Origin of the sequence: Streptomyces guryensis (assembly GCF_021261325.1) — a bacterium.
GTDB lineage: Bacteria > Actinomycetota > Actinomycetes > Streptomycetales > Streptomycetaceae > Streptomyces > Streptomyces guryensis.
Window position 1 is genome coordinate 18,586 of record NZ_JAJSBI010000028.1, and the last position, 15,856, is coordinate 34,441.

Genomic DNA, 15,856 nt, shown 5'->3' on the forward strand with positions numbered 1-15,856 from the left:
CTCAGTGGCCGTTCTGAGCCAACCTCAACAAATGCCCGGCCAGCGCATTACCCCCACTCGGATCCCGGCTGATCAGCAACAACGTGTCGTCACCGGCAATCGTGCCGAGGATGTCGTGCAGTTCGGCCTGGTCGATCGCCGAGGCCAGGAACTGCGCAGCCCCCGGAGGCGTCCGCAGAACAACGAGATTCGCCGACGCCTCCGCGGAGATCAGCAGCTCCTGCGACAGGCGCCGCATCCGCTCTTCCTTCGCCGACTCCCCCAGCGGCGCCCGCGGGGTCCGGAAACCCCCCTCGCTCGGCACCGCGTAGATCAGGTCGCCGTCGTTGTTGCGGATCTTCACCGCGTTGAGCTCGTCCAGGTCCCGGCTCAACGTCGCCTGCGTGACGTTCAGACCGTCGTCGGCCAACAACTTGGCCAACTGGCTCTGGGACCGCACCGGTTGCCGGTTGAGGATGTCCACGATCCGGCGGTGGCGTGCGGTGCGGGTCTGCGGCACGGCAGGCCCGGCGTGCTGTGCGTCGTCCTGCGCGTGACTCATCGTCGTCTCATTCTCCGGATCCGTCCCCGTTGGTGTGGTCCAGGATGCCGGGGAGCGCCCGGAGGAACGCGTCCACCTCGTCGTCGCCGAGTGTCAGCGGCGGCATCAGCCGGACGACGTCGGGGGCGGGCGCGTTCACCAGGAATCCGGCCTCCTGAGCCGCCTGGCGCGTCTGGGGCGCGAGCGGCTCGGTGAGCACGATACCCAGGAGGAGGCCCGCGCCCCGGACATGGTCGATCAACGGGTGGCCCAGTGACTCGATTCCGTCCCGCAGCTTCTCGCTCTGCTGCTTGACGTTCTCCAGCAGCCCCTCGTTCTCGATCGTGTCCAGGACGGCGAGTCCGGCGGCGCAGGCGACCGGGTTGCCGCCGAAGGTCGTGCCGTGGTGCCCGGGCCGCAGCAGCTCGGCGGCCCGCCCGAAGGCGACGGTGGCGCCCAGCGGCAGTCCGCCGCCGAGACCCTTGGCGAGGGTGACGACGTCCGGCAGGACGCCCTCGTGGGCCTGGTACTCGAACCAGTGGCCGGTACGGCCGATTCCGGTCTGCACCTCGTCCAGGACCAGCAGCGCTCCGGTCGCGGCGGTGATCGCCCGGGCGGCCTTCAGATAGCCGACGGGCGGCACGACGACGCCGATCTCGCCCTGGATCGGCTCCAGGATGACCAGCGCGGTCTCCTGGGTGACCGCGGCCGCGAGGGCCTGCGCGTCGCCGAACGGCACATGCGTGACGTCACCGGGCAGCGGCAGGAACGGCTCCCGCTTGCCCTGCTGGCCGGTCATCGCGAGGGCGCCCATGGTGCGGCCGTGGAAGGCACCTTCGGTGGCGACGACGTGGGTCCGCCCGGTCAGCCGGCCGATCTTGAAGGCGGCCTCGTTGGCCTCGGCGCCCGAGTTGCAGAAGAACACCCTGCCGTCCCGCCCGAACAGCTGCAGCAGCCGCTCGGCAAGGGTCACGGTGGGCTCGGACATGAAGAAGTTGGAGATGTGGCCGAGCGAGCCGATCTGCCGGCTGACGGCCTCGACGACCGCCGGGTGGGCGTGGCCGAGCGCGTTGACCGCGATTCCGCCGACGAAGTCGACGTACTCCGTGCCGTCGGCGTCCCACACCTTGGCGCCCTCGCCGCGCACCAGGGGCAGCAGCGGGGTGCCGTAGTTGTTCATGAGCGCGCCCTGCCACCGCGCGGTCAGTTCCTGGTTGCTCACGACTCCCCCTGTACGTGCGGATTCTCGTCCGGCACGACCATCGTGCCGATGCCTTCGTCGGTGAAGATCTCCAGCAGGATCGAGTGCTGGACCCGGCCGTCGATGACGCGGGCGGTGGTGACGCCGTTGCGCACGGCGTGCAGACAGCCCTCCATCTTCGGCACCATGCCGGAGCTCAGCTCCGGCAGCAGCTTCTCCAGTTGGGAAGCGGTGAGGCGGCTGATGACCTCGTCGCTGTGGGGCCAGTCCTCGTAGAGACCCTCGACGTCCGTGAGGACCATGAGGGTCTCGGCGCCCAGCGCGGCAGCGAGTGCCGCAGCCGCCGTGTCGGCATTGACGTTGTAGACATGTCCGTCGTCCTGGCTGCGGGCGATCGAGGAGACGACCGGGATACGGCCGTCGGCGAGGAGTGCCTCGATCACGCCCGTGTCGATCTCGGTGATCTCGCCGACCCGCCCGATGTCGACCAGCTCGCCGTCGATCTCGGGCTGGTGCTTGGTGGCGGTGATGGTGTGCGCGTCCTCGCCGGTGAGGCCGATGGCCAGCGGGCCGTGCTGGTTGAGCAGCCCGACCAGCTCGCGCTGGACCTGTCCGGCGAGCACCATGCGTACGACGTCCATGGCGTCCTCGGTGGTGACGCGCAGGCCGGCCTTGAACTCGCTGACGATGCCGTGCTGGTCGAGGGCGGCGCTGATCTGCGGGCCGCCGCCGTGCACGACGACCGGCTTGAGACCGGCGTGGTGCAGGAAGACGACGTCCTGCGCGAAGGCGGCCTTGAGGTCCTCGTCGATCATGGCGTTGCCGCCGAACTTGATGACGACCGTCTTGCCGTTGTGCCTGACCAGCCAGGGCAGCGCCTCGATGAGGATCTGGGCCTTGGGGAGCGCGGTGTGCTTACGAGTGGTGCTCATGAGGAATAGGCGCTGTTCTCGTGGACGTAGTCGGCGGTGAGGTCGTTGGTCCAGATGGTGGCGGTCTCGGACCCGGCGGCGAGGTCGGCGACGATGTGCACCTCGCGGTAGCGCATGTCGACCTTCTCGCGGTCCTCGCCGACGCCGCCGTTCTTGCAGACCCAGACGCCGTTGATGGCGACGTTGAGCCGGTCCGCCTCGAAGGCGGCCTTGGTGGTGCCGATCGCGGAGAGGACCCGGCCCCAGTTGGGGTCCTCGCCGTGGATGGCGCACTTGAGGAGGTTGTTGCGGGCGATGGAGCGGCCCACCTCGACGGCGTCGTCCTCGCTGGCCGCGTTGACCACCTCGACCTTGATGTCCTTGCTGGCGCCCTCGGCGTCCCGGATGAGCTGCTGTCCGAGGTCGTCGCAGACCTGCCGTACGGCTTCCGCGAACTCCCCGTATTCCGGGGTCACTTCGGCGGATCCGGAGGCGAGCAGCAGAACCGTGTCGTTGGTGGACATGCAGCCGTCGGAGTCGACCCGGTCGAAGGTCGTGCGCGTCGCCGCCCGGAGCGCCTTGTCCAGTACGTCGTTGTCGAGGGCGGCGTCGGTGGTGAGGACGACCAGCATGGTGGCCAGGCCGGGGGCGAGCATGCCCGCGCCCTTCGCCATGCCGCCCACCGTCCAGCCGTCCTTCGTCACGACGGACGTCTTGTGGACGGTGTCGGTGGTCTTGATGGCGATGGCGGCCTTCTCACCGCCGTGCTCGCTCAGGGCCTCGGCCGCCGTCTCGACTCCCGGCAGGAGCTTGTCCATCGGGAGCAGGACGCCGATGAGTCCGGTGGAGCAGACGGCGACCTCGATGGCGCCCCGGCCGAGGACCTCGGCGGCCTTCTCGGCGGTGGCGTGCGTGTCCTGGAACCCCTTCGGGCCCGTACAGGCGTTGGCGCCACCGGAGTTGAGGACCACGGCGGAGACCTGACCGCCCTTGAGGACCTGCTCGGACCACAGCACCGGCGCGGCCTTCACACGGTTGGAGGTGAAGACACCGGCGGCGGCGCGGCGCGGACCGTTGTTGACCACGAGGGCCAGGTCCGGGTTGCCGTTCTCCTTGATTCCGGCGGCGATGCCCGCAGCCTGGAATCCCTTGGCTGCCGTGACGCTCACGGTGCGACTCCGATCGTGGAAAGCCCCGTGGACTCGTCGAGTCCGAGGGCGAGGTTCATGCTCTGGACGGCACCGCCCGCGGTGCCCTTGGTCAGGTTGTCGATGGCGCTGATCGCGATGATGCGGCCGGCGGCCTCGTCGTACGCGACCTGTACCTGAACGGCGTTGGAACCGTGGACGGACGCAGTGGCGGGCCACTGTCCCTCGGGCAGCAGGTGGACGAAGGGCTCGTCGGCGAAGGCCTTCTCGTAGGCGGCGCGCACGGACTCGGCGGTCACGCCCGGCCTGGCCTTCGCGCTGCAGGTGGCGAGGATGCCGCGGGGCATCGGTGCGAGGGTCGGTGTGAAGGAGACGGAGACCCGCTGCCCGGCCGCCGCGCTGAAGTTCTGGATCATCTCGGGGGTGTGCCGGTGCCCGCCACCGACGCCGTACGGGGACATGGAGCCCATGACCTCGCTGCCCAGCAGATGGGGCTTGGGCGCCTTGCCCGCGCCGGAGGTGCCGGAGGCGGCGACGATCACGGCCTCGTTCTCGGCGAGTCCGGCGGCGTAGGCCGGGAAGAGGGCCAGGGTGGCGGCCGTCGGGTAGCAGCCGGGTACCGCGATGCGCTTGGACCCCTCCAGCGCGGCGCGGCCACCCGGCAGTTCGGGGAGGCCGTACGGCCAGGTCCCGGCGTGCGCGGAGCCGTAGAACCTCTCCCAGTCGGCCGCGTCCTTGAGCCGGAAGTCGGCACCCATGTCGACCACGAGGACGTCCGGGCCGAGCTGCTCGGCGACGGCGGCGGACTGGCCGTGGGGCAGGGCGAGGAACACCACATCATGCCCTGCGAGCACCTCCGGGGTGGTCTCCTGGAGTATCCGGTCGGCCAGCGGCAGCAGATGCGGCTGCAGGGCGCCGAGCCGCTGGCCCGCGTTGGAGTTGCCGGTCAGGGCCCCGATCTCGATCTCGGGGTGCGCCAGGAGCAGACGCAGCAGCTCTCCGCCCGCGTACCCGCTCGCTCCGGCCACTGCCGCACGTACCGCCATGTCATCCTCCTCCTGGATGGCATGACTATACGTATCGATGCACGTTTATGCAATCGGAGCGGGGGCCGCCTTCGGGAGCATGATCCGGCGGGAGACGACGAAGGTCACCGGGATGGCCGCCAGGGACGCGAGCAGCGGGGCGAAGCGGCTGCTGAAGTGCAGGAGGTCGACCAGGACATAGACACCGACCGTCGTGCTGAGGAAATTCGCGGCGTTCGTCAGGGGAAACAAGATGAATTTCCGCAGGGTGGGGCGTGTCCGATAGGTGAATCGCGCATTGAGAAAAAACGAACCGGTCAGGCTGAGCGCGGTCGCCAGGATATGCGCGAGGAGGTAGGGGAAACGAGCGAGGAGCAGTAGGTAGGCGGCGTAATACGTGCCCGTGTTGACGACGCCGATCACGGCGAAGGTGAGCATCTGCCGGGAAACAAGTGGGGTGCGCATCAGGGAATGAGGTCCTTCGCCCGGTCCACGTTGCTCGCCTTCACCAGGAAGTGCGGGCGCCGTTTGACCTCGTAGTAGATACGGCCGGTGTACTCACCGATGACCCCGAGCATGACCATCTGCACCCCGGCGACACCGGTGACGGCGGTGATGATGGTGACATAGCCGGGCGTCTGCACGCCGTTGACGAGCGCGGCGCCCACGATCCACGCGGTGTACAGACCGGCGCACAGCAGCAGGCCCATGCCCAGGTAGAGGGCGAGGCGCAGGGGCCTGTTGTTGAAGGAGAGCAGCCCGTCGATCCCGTAGTTGAGCAGGCTGCGCAGGCTCCAGGAGCTGCGGCCGGCCTCGCGGACGGCGTTCTCGTACTCGAAGGTGGTGCTCGGGAACCCCACCCAGGCGAACAGGCCCTTGGAGAAGCGGTTGTACTCGGTGAGGTCCAGGACCGCGTCCACCACCCGGCGGGACATCAGCCGGAAGTCACCGACGCCGTCGACGAGTTCCACGTCGACGAGACGGTTGATGAGCCGGTAGTAGAGGCGGGCGGTGACGGTGCGGGTCATCCGGTCACCGGTCCTGGTGCGCTTGGCGATGACCTGGTCGTAGCCCTCCTTGCGCAGGTCCACCATGCGCTTGATCAGTTCCGGCGGATGCTGGAGGTCCGCGTCCATGACGATCACGGAGTCTCCCGTGGCGTGCCGCAGGCCGGCCAGCAGCGCGGCCTCCTTGCCGAAGTTGCGGCTGAAGGAGACGTAGCGCACGCGCGCGTCGCGGTCGGCGAGCCGCTCCAGCGCGGCGAGCGTACGGTCGCGGCTGCCGTCGTCGACGTACACGAACTCCATGTCGTGACCGAGCGGAAGGAGCTCCTCCGCGACCTTCTGGACCTGGTCGTGGAAGCGCTCGATGACGTCTTCTTCGTTGTAGCAGGGTGCGACGATCGATATGAGCATGGTTTTCCCCTGGGGACGCGGTCAGTGGACGCCGGTCATGGGCGTGCGCGGACTGGTGAGGGCGGTCGGTGGGGCCGAGGGCGGTGTGGAACGCCGTCGGCGTACGGCGGTGAAGGCGCCGAGCAGGAGCAGGGTCAGCAGCGAGGCGGCCCCGACGGCCGTGCCGAGCCGCAGGCCGGGCGGATGGAAGGTGCAGGTGAGGCTGGTCGGGGAGCCGTCGAGGGGGACGGCGATCAGTCCGTGGTAGTCCTTGGCCGGTACGGCGGCGCCGTCGCCCGCGGCGCACCGCCAGCCCGCTATGCGGGGAGCCGCGACGACCGCGGTTCCCCTGCTGCCGGCGGGGAGCTCGGCCCGCAGGGTGGCGTCGGAGACGGTGACGCGGGTGGCGCCGGTGGCCTTGAGGTGTTCGACGGCGGAGTGCAGCCGGGCGGTGTCGAGGCAGCCGACGGCGCCCCGCGGAACGAGGCCGGGGCGGTCGGGGGTCAGCCCGATGCGGAGGCGGCCGGAGGCCGGGGCCGGGCCGAGCGGCGCCATGGCGGCGCGGTTGCGCGGGTACTGGGCGCGGAAGAGCACGGTGCGGCCGGCGAGGCGCGCGGTACCGGAGTAGCGCGGTGCCCACAGGTAGACCTGGCTGCCGGCCGGGCACTCGGCCGTGACCGTCGGGCGGGTGAGGGCGGTCCCGGAACCGACCCGGTCCTTCTCCCCCAGCGGCCTACCGTTGTCGTCGTGCACCGCGGTCCTGGGCACGGTGTAGACGCGGGCGCCGAGCAGCAGCTCCTGGTTGCGGTACGGCGACAACCCGAAGGCCGCCCGGTCGGGGACGCTCCGTACGGTCACCAGCGGCGGCACGTCCTGCCGGGAGACCGACAACGGGCCGCCGAGCTGCGGCAGACGGGTCTGGTGCGGGTCGGTCGGCGAGTGCACCCGCGCTCCGACGGAGAAGATCGCGTCGGTGACGGGGTTGTCGAGGCTCTGCAAGGAGCGGCCCCGCGAGGTCCAGCCGCCGCCGAGGGCGGTGAGAGTGCGGCTGAGCACGTCCGAGGTGAGGCTGCTGTAGTACTGGGCGCCCTGGCCGCCCACCTCCATCGGGTCGTTGGCGACGGTCTGCTCCCGGCCCGGGTCGGTGCGGTACCGGGGCCAGCCGTCGGCACGCGCGATCGCTTCCGCCTGTGCCTCCTGCCGTGCTCCCCAGGGCGCGTAGTCGTCCATGTGGCCGAGGCGGACCCGGGTGGCGACGGCGGAAGTGGCGGCCGTCTCCCCGAACTGCCCGCCGAACAGCAGCACCAGGGCCAGCCCGGCCAGGACGGTACGACCCCGGCCGTCCGCGCGGCGCAACAGCAGCAGCCCGCCCGCCGCACCGACGACGGCGAGCACCAGCACCAGCCACACCACCGGCTTCACCAGGATGCTCCGGCTCGCGACGGCGGTGATCAGCGCCAGTAGCGCGCCCGCCGCCCCCAGCGCGCGCCGGTCGGGAAGGCCGTACGACAGGCCGTGCCAGGCGGCGATCACCAGCAGCGCACACAGGACGAAGGCCTGGCGGTAGAAGCTGCCCTGGGGGGTGGCGAAGGCGTGCCAGACCAGGTGGGTCGGCCCCCACTGCAGCGACAGCGCGACCGCCACGACGAGCAGCGTCCAACCGGTGCGCACCCGCCCGGGAACCGCCCGGTGGAAGGGCAGCGCGAGAGCGAGCAGCAGTGCCGTCACGCCCACGTAGACGGCCGGACTGCTGAAGCTGTACGTCGTGGGCAGCAGCCGGGCCAGCAGGTCCTGGGTGTGCACGGGCGTGAACTGCACGACCCGGCCCGGGTAGGCGTGCCTGGTGCCGAAGTACACGACCGTCACCAGCGGTGCCGCCAGGCCCACGCCGAGGGCGACGGTGCCGGCGGCGCGGCCCGCCGCCACGAGCCGTTGCCGGCGGGAGAGGTCGCAGAGCCACAGCCGGAGCAGCAGGACCAGGCCGGCGCCCAGGGTGGCCATGTACGCGGTGTAGAAGTTGGCGATCCAGGCGAGGGCCACGATCAGCACACCGAGGAGCGGACGCCGGCGCTGGAGCGTCCACTCGCCGACCAGGCACAGCAGCGGCAGGGCGACGAGTCCGTCGAGCCACATCGGGTTGTAGTCGCCGAGCGCCACGCTCCAGCCGCACAGGGCGTACGAGGCGCCCAGCAGCCCGGCACCCCACCAGCGGCCGGGGCGCAGACTCAGCAGCAGCCAGGCCATGACCGCGCCCGCGGAGGCGATCTTCACAACGGTGATCACATACACCGCGAGATCGATCTCGTCCCGTGGGAACAGGGCGACGAGCAGGGCGAACGGGCTGCTGAGGTAGGTGCCCAGGTCGGGCAGGAAGCTGGAGCCGAAGCCTGACTGCCAGTTGACGAAGAGGCCGCCGTCGGCCCTCCCGTGCAGCAGGTCCCACAGGTGCGCGTGGAAGGGGACGTACTGGTTGCCGAGGTCGTTGACACTCCGGGTGCGGGGGCCGAAGGGATAGCTGCCGGCCACGGCGTCGGCGGTGCAGAACACGGCGACGGAGATGACCGCGGCGAGCAGGGCCGCGGCCTTCTTCGCGGAGAAATGACCGCTCGAAACGGCTGTGGACGGGGTCGAGCGTTCCATTCCTTGCTACTCCCGGCAGGTTAACGATTCGACGGCTTAGACGGGCCTCGTTTCCGTTTGGTTGTGCCATCCACGAAAAGTGGCCAAGCCAATTCCGAATACGAGCGGGTTTTTATGGAATAATGAACGGCCGGGAAACAAAATCCACCCGGCGCGTTATTTGATGGTGAAATTCAGCGGGGCCCGGGGTTCAAAGTGACGCCCGTCCGGGCTTGACCTGGAGCGTGCTCCAGGTTCTACGGTCTCTTCATGACCAGCGGACACCCCCTCCCGCAGGACCGGGAGCCGACCCTCACCATCGCCGAGGTCGCCGAGCGCACGGGCCTGTCGCACGACACCCTGCGCTACTACGAGAAGGCCGGCCTGATCGAGCGGGTCGGCCGGACCACCGGCAATCAGCGGCGCTACGACGCGGCCGACCTGGCCTGGCTGGAGTTCCTGCTGCGGCTGCGCGAGACCGGTATGTCGATCGCCGACATGCAGCGGTTCGCCCAGCTGCGCGCCGAGGGGGATGTCTCGGTCGCCGACCGGCTGGCGATGCTCCGCGAGCACCGCGCCGGCCTGGCCGACCGGATCCGGGCGTTGCGCCGTAACGCCCGTGCGCTGGACGACAAGATCGACCACTACGAACGGCTGCTGAGCGAAGCTCCCGGGCAGCCGGGATCGGAAGACCTGACATGAGCGAGAGCACCACCCGTGAAGAGCGCTTCGCCCACGGCCTGGAGGTCCTGAAGAGGGTCGACGGCGAAGCCGGCCAACGCGTCGTCGACTCCCTCGCCGACATCAACCCCGAACTCGGCCACCAGGTCGTCGCCTGGGCCTTCGGCGAGATCTACGACCGCCCCGGACTCGCCCCGCGCGACCGCCAGTTGGTGACGCTGGGCATGCTCACCGCGCTCGGCGGCTGCGAGGCCCAGCTCGACGTGCACGTCAACGCGGCCCTGAACGTGGGCCTCACGCCCGAGCAGATCGTCGAGGCCCTGACCCACTCGGCGGTGTACTGCGGCATACCGAAGGCGCTGAACGCGACCTTCGCCGCGAAGAAGGTATTCGCCGAGCGCGGGCTGCTGCCGCTCGGACAGCAGCCCGCGGGGCCGGCTGCACCTACCTCTGCCTGACCCGGAGGAAGGTGATCGAGTTCGCCGGGAAGGTGTACGAGAACTTGTCGGCGACGCCCGAGAAGGTGGACGTCACGGGCGCGACGGCCGCGGACGCCTCGGTGTTCACCGCGTCGGGCGCGGCGGCCGGCGTGGCCACCCGGGCCCTGGACGCGACCTTCGCGCCACCGAGGTCGATCACCGTACGGGCCGCCGAGGCCTGGGCGTGGGCCACCTTTGCTGCGTCACGCGCCCCGCCGAACGCACCCTGCGCTTCCTGCCCGGCTCTTCACCGGGCACCGCGGACGTGCGCTTCGCCGACGGGCGCCCCTTCCACCACCTGGACCTGACCTCCGGGCACCATGTCGCCGACCACCCCTGCGCGGCGGACCTCCACCGCGGCGAGTTCACCGTCCGGGACGCCCACCACCGGCGGTCCGTCCGGTGGGTGGGCGGACCCGCGAAGGACCTCGTCCTGACCACCGGCTACGCCCGCGAGGGCTGAACCGGAGCGCCGTCGAAGCGCAGGTTCCAGCGCCCGGCGTACCCCGTCACAGTGGTCGTCGACAGGGGGCGCACATCGATGTTCCAGTACGTCGACGGCGGCGCCTTCAGCGCGTACACCAGGGCCGCGCGGACGACCGACGGCTCGGCCACGGCGACGATGCGGCCGCCGTCCTCCACGGGCCGGGTGTCGAGCCAGTTGCCGACCCGGGAGATGAACCCCACCAGCGACTCGCCGCCGTGCGGCGTGGCCCGCGGGTCGGCGAGCCAGGCGTCCACCGCCTCCGGCTCGCGGGCCATCGCCTCCCCGAGGGTCAGGCCGCGCCAGCGGCCCATGTCACAGTCCCGCAGGGCGAGTTGGACCAGCGGTGCGTAGCCCAGGGCGTCGCCCGTGGCGCGGCTGCGCGGCGTGGGCGAGCAGTAGCGCAGCTCTGCCGCCGCGAGCGGCACCAGGAGGTGGGCGACGCGCTGCACCTCGTCCCACCCCGCCTGGTCCAGCGGACGGTCGTCCTCGAAGCGCTCGGCCAGCAGCGGGGAGCTGCGCGCGGCGGCGACGAACGTGACCCGAAGTTGCATGCGGCGATGGTGTGTCGGGAAAGTGCGCAGGTCAAGGGGTGTTGGTAAGGGTTCACCGACGGTGCCCGAAACCTTACTTCAAGGTCAGGACCTGCCGGACAAGTCACTCGAAAACGAGGGCCATCCAGATGTCCGGCTGAGCCAGCGGCTCGAAGCCGAGCTTCGCGTAGACGCCGTGCGCGTCGGCGGTGGCGAGCATGATGCGCCGCAGCCCGTACGGCTCCAGCTGATCGCGCACGGCGCCCACCAGGGCCGTACCGATGTTCTTGCCGCGCACGGACCGGTCGACGTAGACGTCGCACAACCACGCGAAGGTCGCCCGGTCGGTGATGATCCGGGCATACGCCACCTGCTCTCCCGAAACCGTGTCGTACACCCCGAAATTGAGCGACCCGGCAATCGCCTGCTCCTGCTTCTCGCGCGGCCGCCCCTTTGCCCAGTAGGCGTCGGTGGCCAGCCACCGGTGCACGCGGTCGACGTCGAGGCGGTCGGGATCGGTGGAGATCTCATAGCCTTCGGGAAGGCGCGGGGTGTCGTCGGTCATGCCGGGAGGCTCGCAGGCGGGGACGGAGCCGTCGAACGGTTTTCGCCGGGCTCCAGGCGTGCCGGCCTGTCGACGGCACCGCAGCGGCTTTGAGGGGCGCGGGGAACTGCGCGACAGGCCACGACGGCGCCGCAGACGATCAACGGCGCACTACGACACCTCGTCGCAAGCCACCCGCAACCGCCGCACCCCCTCCGCAATCTCCCCGCTCCCCGCGACCGCGGCAAAGCTCACCCGGGCGTGCGACGCCGAAGGCTCCGCACTGAAGTACGGACGGCCGGGCGTGATGGCAACGCCCGCACGCAGGGCTGCCGCCGTGAGGGCAGATTCGTCCGTGCCGTCGGGCAACCGCAGCCACAGGTGGTAGCCACCCGAGGGGACATGCGGGAGGCACAGCTCGGGGAGCTGCAGCCGCAGCGCCGCCGTCATGGTGTCGCGGCGGGTCTTCAACTCCGCGGAGATCGCACGCAGATGGCGCGGCCACGCCGGCGACCCGACGAGTTCGAGAGCGGCTTCCTGGAGCGGGCGCGGGACGAAGAAGGTGTCGACGACCTGGATGGCGCGCAGCCGTTCCAGAACCGGTCCGTGGGCGGCCAGCGCGCTCACCCGGAAGCTGGGCGAGGTCGCCTTGGTGAGCGAGCAGACGTGGACGACGACTCCGTCGGGGTCTTCGGCCGCGAGCGGGCTCGGCAACGGACCGGCGTCCTCGTGCACGAGCCGTCGTACGAAGTCGTCCTCGACGACGAACGCACCGGCCTCGCGGGCGATCCGGAGTACCTCCCCGCGCCGTTCGGGGGCCAGCACGGCGCCGGTCGGGTTCTGGAACAGCGGCTGGCAGACGAAGACCCGCGCGCCGGTCACGCGGAACGCGTCCGCGAGCAGCGCCGGCCTGACGCCGCCCGCGTCCACCGGGACCGGCACCGGCCGCAGGCCCGCGGCCCGCGCGATCGCCAGCATCCCCGGATACGTGGGCGATTCGACGAGCACCGGCGCTCCGGGCGGAGCGAGTGCGCGCAGCGCGGTGGTCAGCGCGGACTGGCCGCCCGCGGCGACGAGCACTCCGGCCGCGGTGACCCCGCCGCCGATGCTCCGCGCGAACCACTCGCGCAGCTCGGGCAGCCCCTCCATCGGCGGCCGCCCCCAGGCGCCGGGGCGACGGCCCGCCCTGGACAGGGCCGCCGCCATGGCCCGCTCGGGCTGCAGGGACGGGTGCAGATAGCCGCCGTTGAACTCGACGACTCCGGGCGGCGGGGCTGCGAGGGAGACCGTGACTCCGGACGCGTCCACGGAGCGCGGTACGAGGTCGACGGCGCCGTCCGCGCTCAGGGCGACCTCCTGCCAGGAGGTGTCACCGGCGGGAGCGGCCGCCCCGCGCCGCTCGGCACGGAAGGCGCCGGCGCCCGGCCGGGTCACCACCAGACCTTCGGCGGCCAGCTGCCCCAGGGCACGCGAGACCGTCACCGGACTGACCCGGAACCGCTCAACGAGGGAGCGACTCGACGGGAGCTTTCCACCAGGAGAGTAGCGATCAAGTTCCCGTCGCAACTGTTGGGCCAGTTCACCGACACTGCTACGCTCTTGCATGAGAGCACAGAGTAGCGCTACTACCCCCAGCCGGATAGCGGTCGGCAGCGAGAGCGGGCCGACCGGCGCGGGCACCCCGGTGGCCGCGGCGAGCCGCCGCACCGGCACCGTCCTGGCCGCCCTCGGCGTGGTCGCCTTCTCGCTCACCTTCCCCGCCACCGCCTGGGGACTGGAAGGCTTCGGGCCCTGGTCACTGGTGGCCGTGCGCAGCGTTCTCGCGGCACTCATCGCAGGGGCCTGTCTGCTGGCACTGCGCGTGCCGCCGCCCGGCCGAAAGCACCTGGCGGGCCTGGCGGTTGTCGCTGCCGGTGTCGTCGTCGGCTTCCCGCTGCTGACCACGCTCGCCCTGCAGACGTCGACCACCGCGCACGCCGCCGTCGTGGTCGGCCTGCTCCCGCTCACGACCGCCCTGTTCTCCGCGCTGCGCATGGGCACCCGCCCGTCCCGCACCTTCTGGACGGCGGCCCTCGCGGGCGCTGCCGCGGTCGTCGCCTTCACGGTGCAGCAGAGCGGCGGTGCGCTGACCACCGCGGACCTGTATCTGTTCGGCGCGCTACTGGTGTGCGCGGCCGGCTACACCGAGGGCGGCCGGCTGGCCCGGGTCATGCCGGGCTGGCAGGTCATCGGCTGGGCGCTGGTGCTGTGCGTGCCACTGAGCGTGCCCGCCGCCGCGCTGGCGCTGTCATACGAGCCCGTGCGGCTGACCGCTCACAGTGTGGCCGGGCTGCTGTGGGTCGCGGCCGGTTCGCAGTTCTTCGGCCTGGTCGTCTGGTACCGGGGCATGGCGGCGATCGGCATTCCCAAGGCCAGCCAGTTGCAGTTGGCCCAACCCCTGCTCACACTGGTGTGGTCGGTGCTGCTGCTGGGCGAGCACCTGACGGTGGCCGCCCCGCTGACGGCCGCGGCGGTGCTGGTGTGCATCGCCGTCACGCAGCGGGCGCGGGGCTGAGCGGCGCGGGTACGCGCCGGTTCCAACCGTGGCCCCGCGCCGTAGACTCAAGGCCACGGACCGCTGCTCCCGCACCTGGTGAGGAGGCCCTACAGATGCGTGCAACCGTGGGCGACCAGCTTGTCCAGCACGGCAGGGTGGTCGGCCAACACGACAAGGTCGGCGAGATCGTCGAAGTACTGGGCCAGGAGGGCAATCCTCCGTACCGCGTCCGCTTCGAGGACGGGCACACGGGCATCTGCTCACCGGGCCCGGACACCGAGATCCGCCACACGGAAATTCAACGGTAGCCGCTCCGCTGGTTGAGCCACGATGGGCCGTCGTTTGTCTGCGGCGCCATCGTGGCCGGGCGCGCCCGCGCGGCGGAGCCGCACATCCGATACAGCCCCGCCCCCCTGAAAGCCGCTGCAGAACCGCTCAGATCAACGCGGCGGCTTCGCCGGCTGCTGGTAGTGGTCGGCGACCACCCGCGCCATCGCGCCGATCCGGTCCGTCGCCACGTCCTTGGCTGCGAAGAAGATGTGCCCGCGCACCTGTGGGTAGTCCCTGGCGAGGGTGAGGTGGCGGGAGAGTTCGGCGACATCCTGCCAGGCCGCGGACTGGGCCGGGTCGCCGGCCTTGTACAGCGCCTCCCCCACGTACACCTGTGTCCCGGTGCCGCGCGCGACCTCCGACCACCAGGGCAGCAGCTTGGCGTAGTCGGCGGCGGCGAAGCCGATGTTCCAGTAGACCTGCGGGGCGATGTAGTCGATCCAGTTCTCCCGCACCCATTTGCGGGTGTCCGCGTGCAGGTCGTCGTATGTCTGTACGCCGGCCCGGGTGTCCGAGCCGTGCGGGTCGGTGGCGGCGTTGCGCCACACCGCGAACGGGCTGATGCCGAAGCGCGTGCCCGGCCGCACCTGCTTGATCCGCGTGGCCATCTCGGAGACCAGCTTGTCGATGTTGTGGCGGCGCCAGGCATCCCGGTCCGGGAAGGACCTGCCGTGGCGGGCGTAGGCCGCGTCGTCGTCGAAGGTCTGGCCGGTCACCGGATACGGGTAGAAGTAGTCGTCGAAGTGGACGGCGTCCACGGGGTACTTCCGCACCGCGTCCAGCATCGCGTTCTGGACGAAGGCACGCACCTTCGGCAGCCCGGGGTTGTAGTAGAGCTTCCCGCCGTAGGGCACCACCCAGTCCGGGTGCTTGCGCGCGGGGTGGGAGGCGGCCAGTTTCGTCACGTCGGTGTTGTTGGCGATGCGGTACGGGTTGAACCAGGCGTGCAGTTCCAGACCGCGGGCGTGGGCCTCCTTCACCGCCGTGCCCAGCGGGTCCCAGCCCGGGTCCTGGCCCTGGGTGCCGGTGAGGACCTGCGACCAGGGCTCGTACGGGGAGGGCCACAGGGCGTCGGCCGTGGGGCGCACCTGGAAGATCACGGCGTTGAGGCGGCTGTGCGCGGCACGGTCCAGGATGGCGATCAGCTCGGCCCGCTGCTCGGCCACGGTCAGCCCCGGTTTGGAGGGCCAGTCCCGGTTGGCCACGGACGCCACCCAGACGCCCCGCATCTCCCGCACGGACCGCCGGCGCCCGGGATCGCCGCCCGCCATCGCCGCACTCGCCGCCACTGCACCGCCCCCCGCCACGAGAGCCGACAGGGCCGTCGCTGCGAACGCCCGCCGCGACAGCCGAGACCTACGGTGCTGCATTCCCGTACCTCCATGCGCCGATGTGCGTGACCGGGGGAGATTCTCGACCCGGGCCACCTCCCGCGTCAGGCTGCCACGCGG

16 protein-coding genes and 2 pseudogenes are annotated in these 15,856 nt (G+C 71.0%); 5 read left to right on the forward strand and 13 right to left on the reverse strand.

Annotation, left to right across the window (positions count from 1 at the left end; all coding sequences use genetic code 11):
- Window position 1 precedes the first annotated feature (1 nt).
- Genes LJ657_RS38280 through LJ657_RS38315 form a run of 8 tightly spaced genes read right to left on the reverse strand, consistent with a single transcriptional unit; the run spans window position 2 to window position 8,839 of the window.
- Window positions 2–541 carry an arginine repressor gene (locus tag LJ657_RS38280; protein WP_232654028.1) on the reverse strand — a complete coding sequence of 180 codons (540 nt, stop codon included), beginning with the start codon at window positions 539–541 and terminating at the stop codon, window positions 2–4.
- A gap of 7 nt (window positions 542–548) precedes the next feature.
- Window positions 549–1,742 carry an acetylornithine transaminase gene (locus tag LJ657_RS38285; RefSeq protein WP_232654030.1) on the reverse strand — a complete coding sequence of 398 codons (1,194 nt, stop codon included), beginning with the start codon at window positions 1,740–1,742 and terminating at the stop codon, window positions 549–551.
- Complete coding sequence (gene argB / locus LJ657_RS38290) at window positions 1,739–2,653, reverse strand: acetylglutamate kinase (RefSeq protein WP_232654032.1); 915 nt, start codon at window positions 2,651–2,653, stop codon at window positions 1,739–1,741. Before argB ends, LJ657_RS38285 begins: the two co-directional genes overlap by 4 nt.
- A complete protein-coding gene (argJ, locus tag LJ657_RS38295) occupies window positions 2,650–3,801 on the reverse strand; it encodes a bifunctional glutamate N-acetyltransferase/amino-acid acetyltransferase ArgJ (RefSeq protein WP_232654035.1) in 1,152 nt (383 codons plus the stop codon). The genes argB and argJ overlap by 4 nt, the downstream gene beginning before the upstream one ends.
- Window positions 3,798–4,826 carry an N-acetyl-gamma-glutamyl-phosphate reductase gene (gene argC, locus LJ657_RS38300; protein WP_232654038.1) on the reverse strand — a complete coding sequence of 343 codons (1,029 nt, stop codon included), beginning with the start codon at window positions 4,824–4,826 and terminating at the stop codon, window positions 3,798–3,800. The genes argJ and argC overlap by 4 nt, the downstream gene beginning before the upstream one ends.
- A gap of 45 nt (window positions 4,827–4,871) precedes the next feature.
- Window positions 4,872–5,270, reverse strand: coding sequence for a GtrA family protein (locus LJ657_RS38305; RefSeq protein ID WP_232654041.1), 399 nt, complete (start codon window positions 5,268–5,270; stop codon window positions 4,872–4,874).
- A complete protein-coding gene (locus LJ657_RS38310; RefSeq protein ID WP_232654043.1) occupies window positions 5,270–6,220 on the reverse strand; it encodes a glycosyltransferase family 2 protein in 951 nt (316 codons plus the stop codon). The genes LJ657_RS38305 and LJ657_RS38310 overlap by 1 nt, the downstream gene beginning before the upstream one ends.
- Window positions 6,221–6,241: 21 nt before the next feature.
- Window positions 6,242–8,839, reverse strand: a complete 2,598-nt coding sequence (locus LJ657_RS38315) for a YfhO family protein (RefSeq protein ID WP_232654046.1) — start codon at window positions 8,837–8,839, stop codon at window positions 6,242–6,244.
- A gap of 249 nt (window positions 8,840–9,088) precedes the next feature.
- On the opposite strand from LJ657_RS38315, the gene LJ657_RS38320 reads away from it, so the two are divergent.
- Entirely contained in the window at window positions 9,089–9,520 is a 432-nt protein-coding gene (locus tag LJ657_RS38320) for a MerR family transcriptional regulator (protein ID WP_232654048.1), read from the forward strand.
- On the forward strand, window positions 9,517–9,957 hold the full coding sequence (locus LJ657_RS38325) for a carboxymuconolactone decarboxylase family protein (RefSeq protein ID WP_232654050.1): 441 nt from the start codon (window positions 9,517–9,519) through the stop codon (window positions 9,955–9,957). The genes LJ657_RS38320 and LJ657_RS38325 overlap by 4 nt, the downstream gene beginning before the upstream one ends.
- Here LJ657_RS38325 and LJ657_RS38330 read toward each other — a convergent pair.
- Window positions 9,944–10,174: pseudogene (locus LJ657_RS38330) on the reverse strand (hypothetical protein); the annotation flags it as partial. The gene LJ657_RS38325 and the pseudogene LJ657_RS38330 sit on opposite strands and share 14 nt — an antisense overlap.
- Window positions 10,175–10,180: 6 nt before the next feature.
- On the opposite strand from LJ657_RS38330, the pseudogene LJ657_RS38335 reads away from it, so the two are divergent.
- Window positions 10,181–10,441: pseudogene (locus tag LJ657_RS38335) on the forward strand (DUF6314 family protein); the annotation flags it as partial.
- Here LJ657_RS38335 and LJ657_RS38340 read toward each other — a convergent pair.
- The 3 genes from LJ657_RS38340 to LJ657_RS38350 form a co-directional block, all read right to left on the reverse strand.
- A complete protein-coding gene (locus tag LJ657_RS38340; RefSeq protein WP_232654063.1) occupies window positions 10,423–11,016 on the reverse strand; it encodes a histidine phosphatase family protein in 594 nt (197 codons plus the stop codon). The pseudogene LJ657_RS38335 and the gene LJ657_RS38340 overlap by 19 nt on opposite strands.
- A gap of 103 nt (window positions 11,017–11,119) precedes the next feature.
- Complete coding sequence (locus LJ657_RS38345; protein WP_232654065.1) at window positions 11,120–11,560, reverse strand: GNAT family N-acetyltransferase; 441 nt, start codon at window positions 11,558–11,560, stop codon at window positions 11,120–11,122.
- A gap of 150 nt (window positions 11,561–11,710) precedes the next feature.
- Entirely contained in the window at window positions 11,711–13,144 is a 1,434-nt protein-coding gene (locus LJ657_RS38350; RefSeq protein WP_232654067.1) for an aminotransferase-like domain-containing protein, read from the reverse strand.
- Here LJ657_RS38350 and LJ657_RS38355 point away from each other — a divergent pair.
- On the forward strand, window positions 13,143–14,093 hold the full coding sequence (locus LJ657_RS38355) for a DMT family transporter (protein ID WP_232654069.1): 951 nt from the start codon (window positions 13,143–13,145) through the stop codon (window positions 14,091–14,093). The genes LJ657_RS38350 and LJ657_RS38355 overlap by 2 nt on opposite strands.
- 95 nt (window positions 14,094–14,188) lie before the next feature.
- A complete protein-coding gene (locus LJ657_RS38360; RefSeq protein WP_232654072.1) occupies window positions 14,189–14,383 on the forward strand; it encodes a DUF1918 domain-containing protein in 195 nt (64 codons plus the stop codon).
- A 132-nt stretch (window positions 14,384–14,515) separates the two neighbouring features.
- Here LJ657_RS38360 and LJ657_RS38365 read toward each other — a convergent pair whose 3' ends face one another.
- Window positions 14,516–15,775 (reverse strand): glycoside hydrolase family 10-like protein, encoded by a 1,260-nt coding sequence (locus tag LJ657_RS38365; RefSeq protein ID WP_232654075.1) that lies wholly within the window; start codon window positions 15,773–15,775, stop codon window positions 14,516–14,518.
- Between the last annotated feature and the right edge of the window lie 81 nt (window positions 15,776–15,856).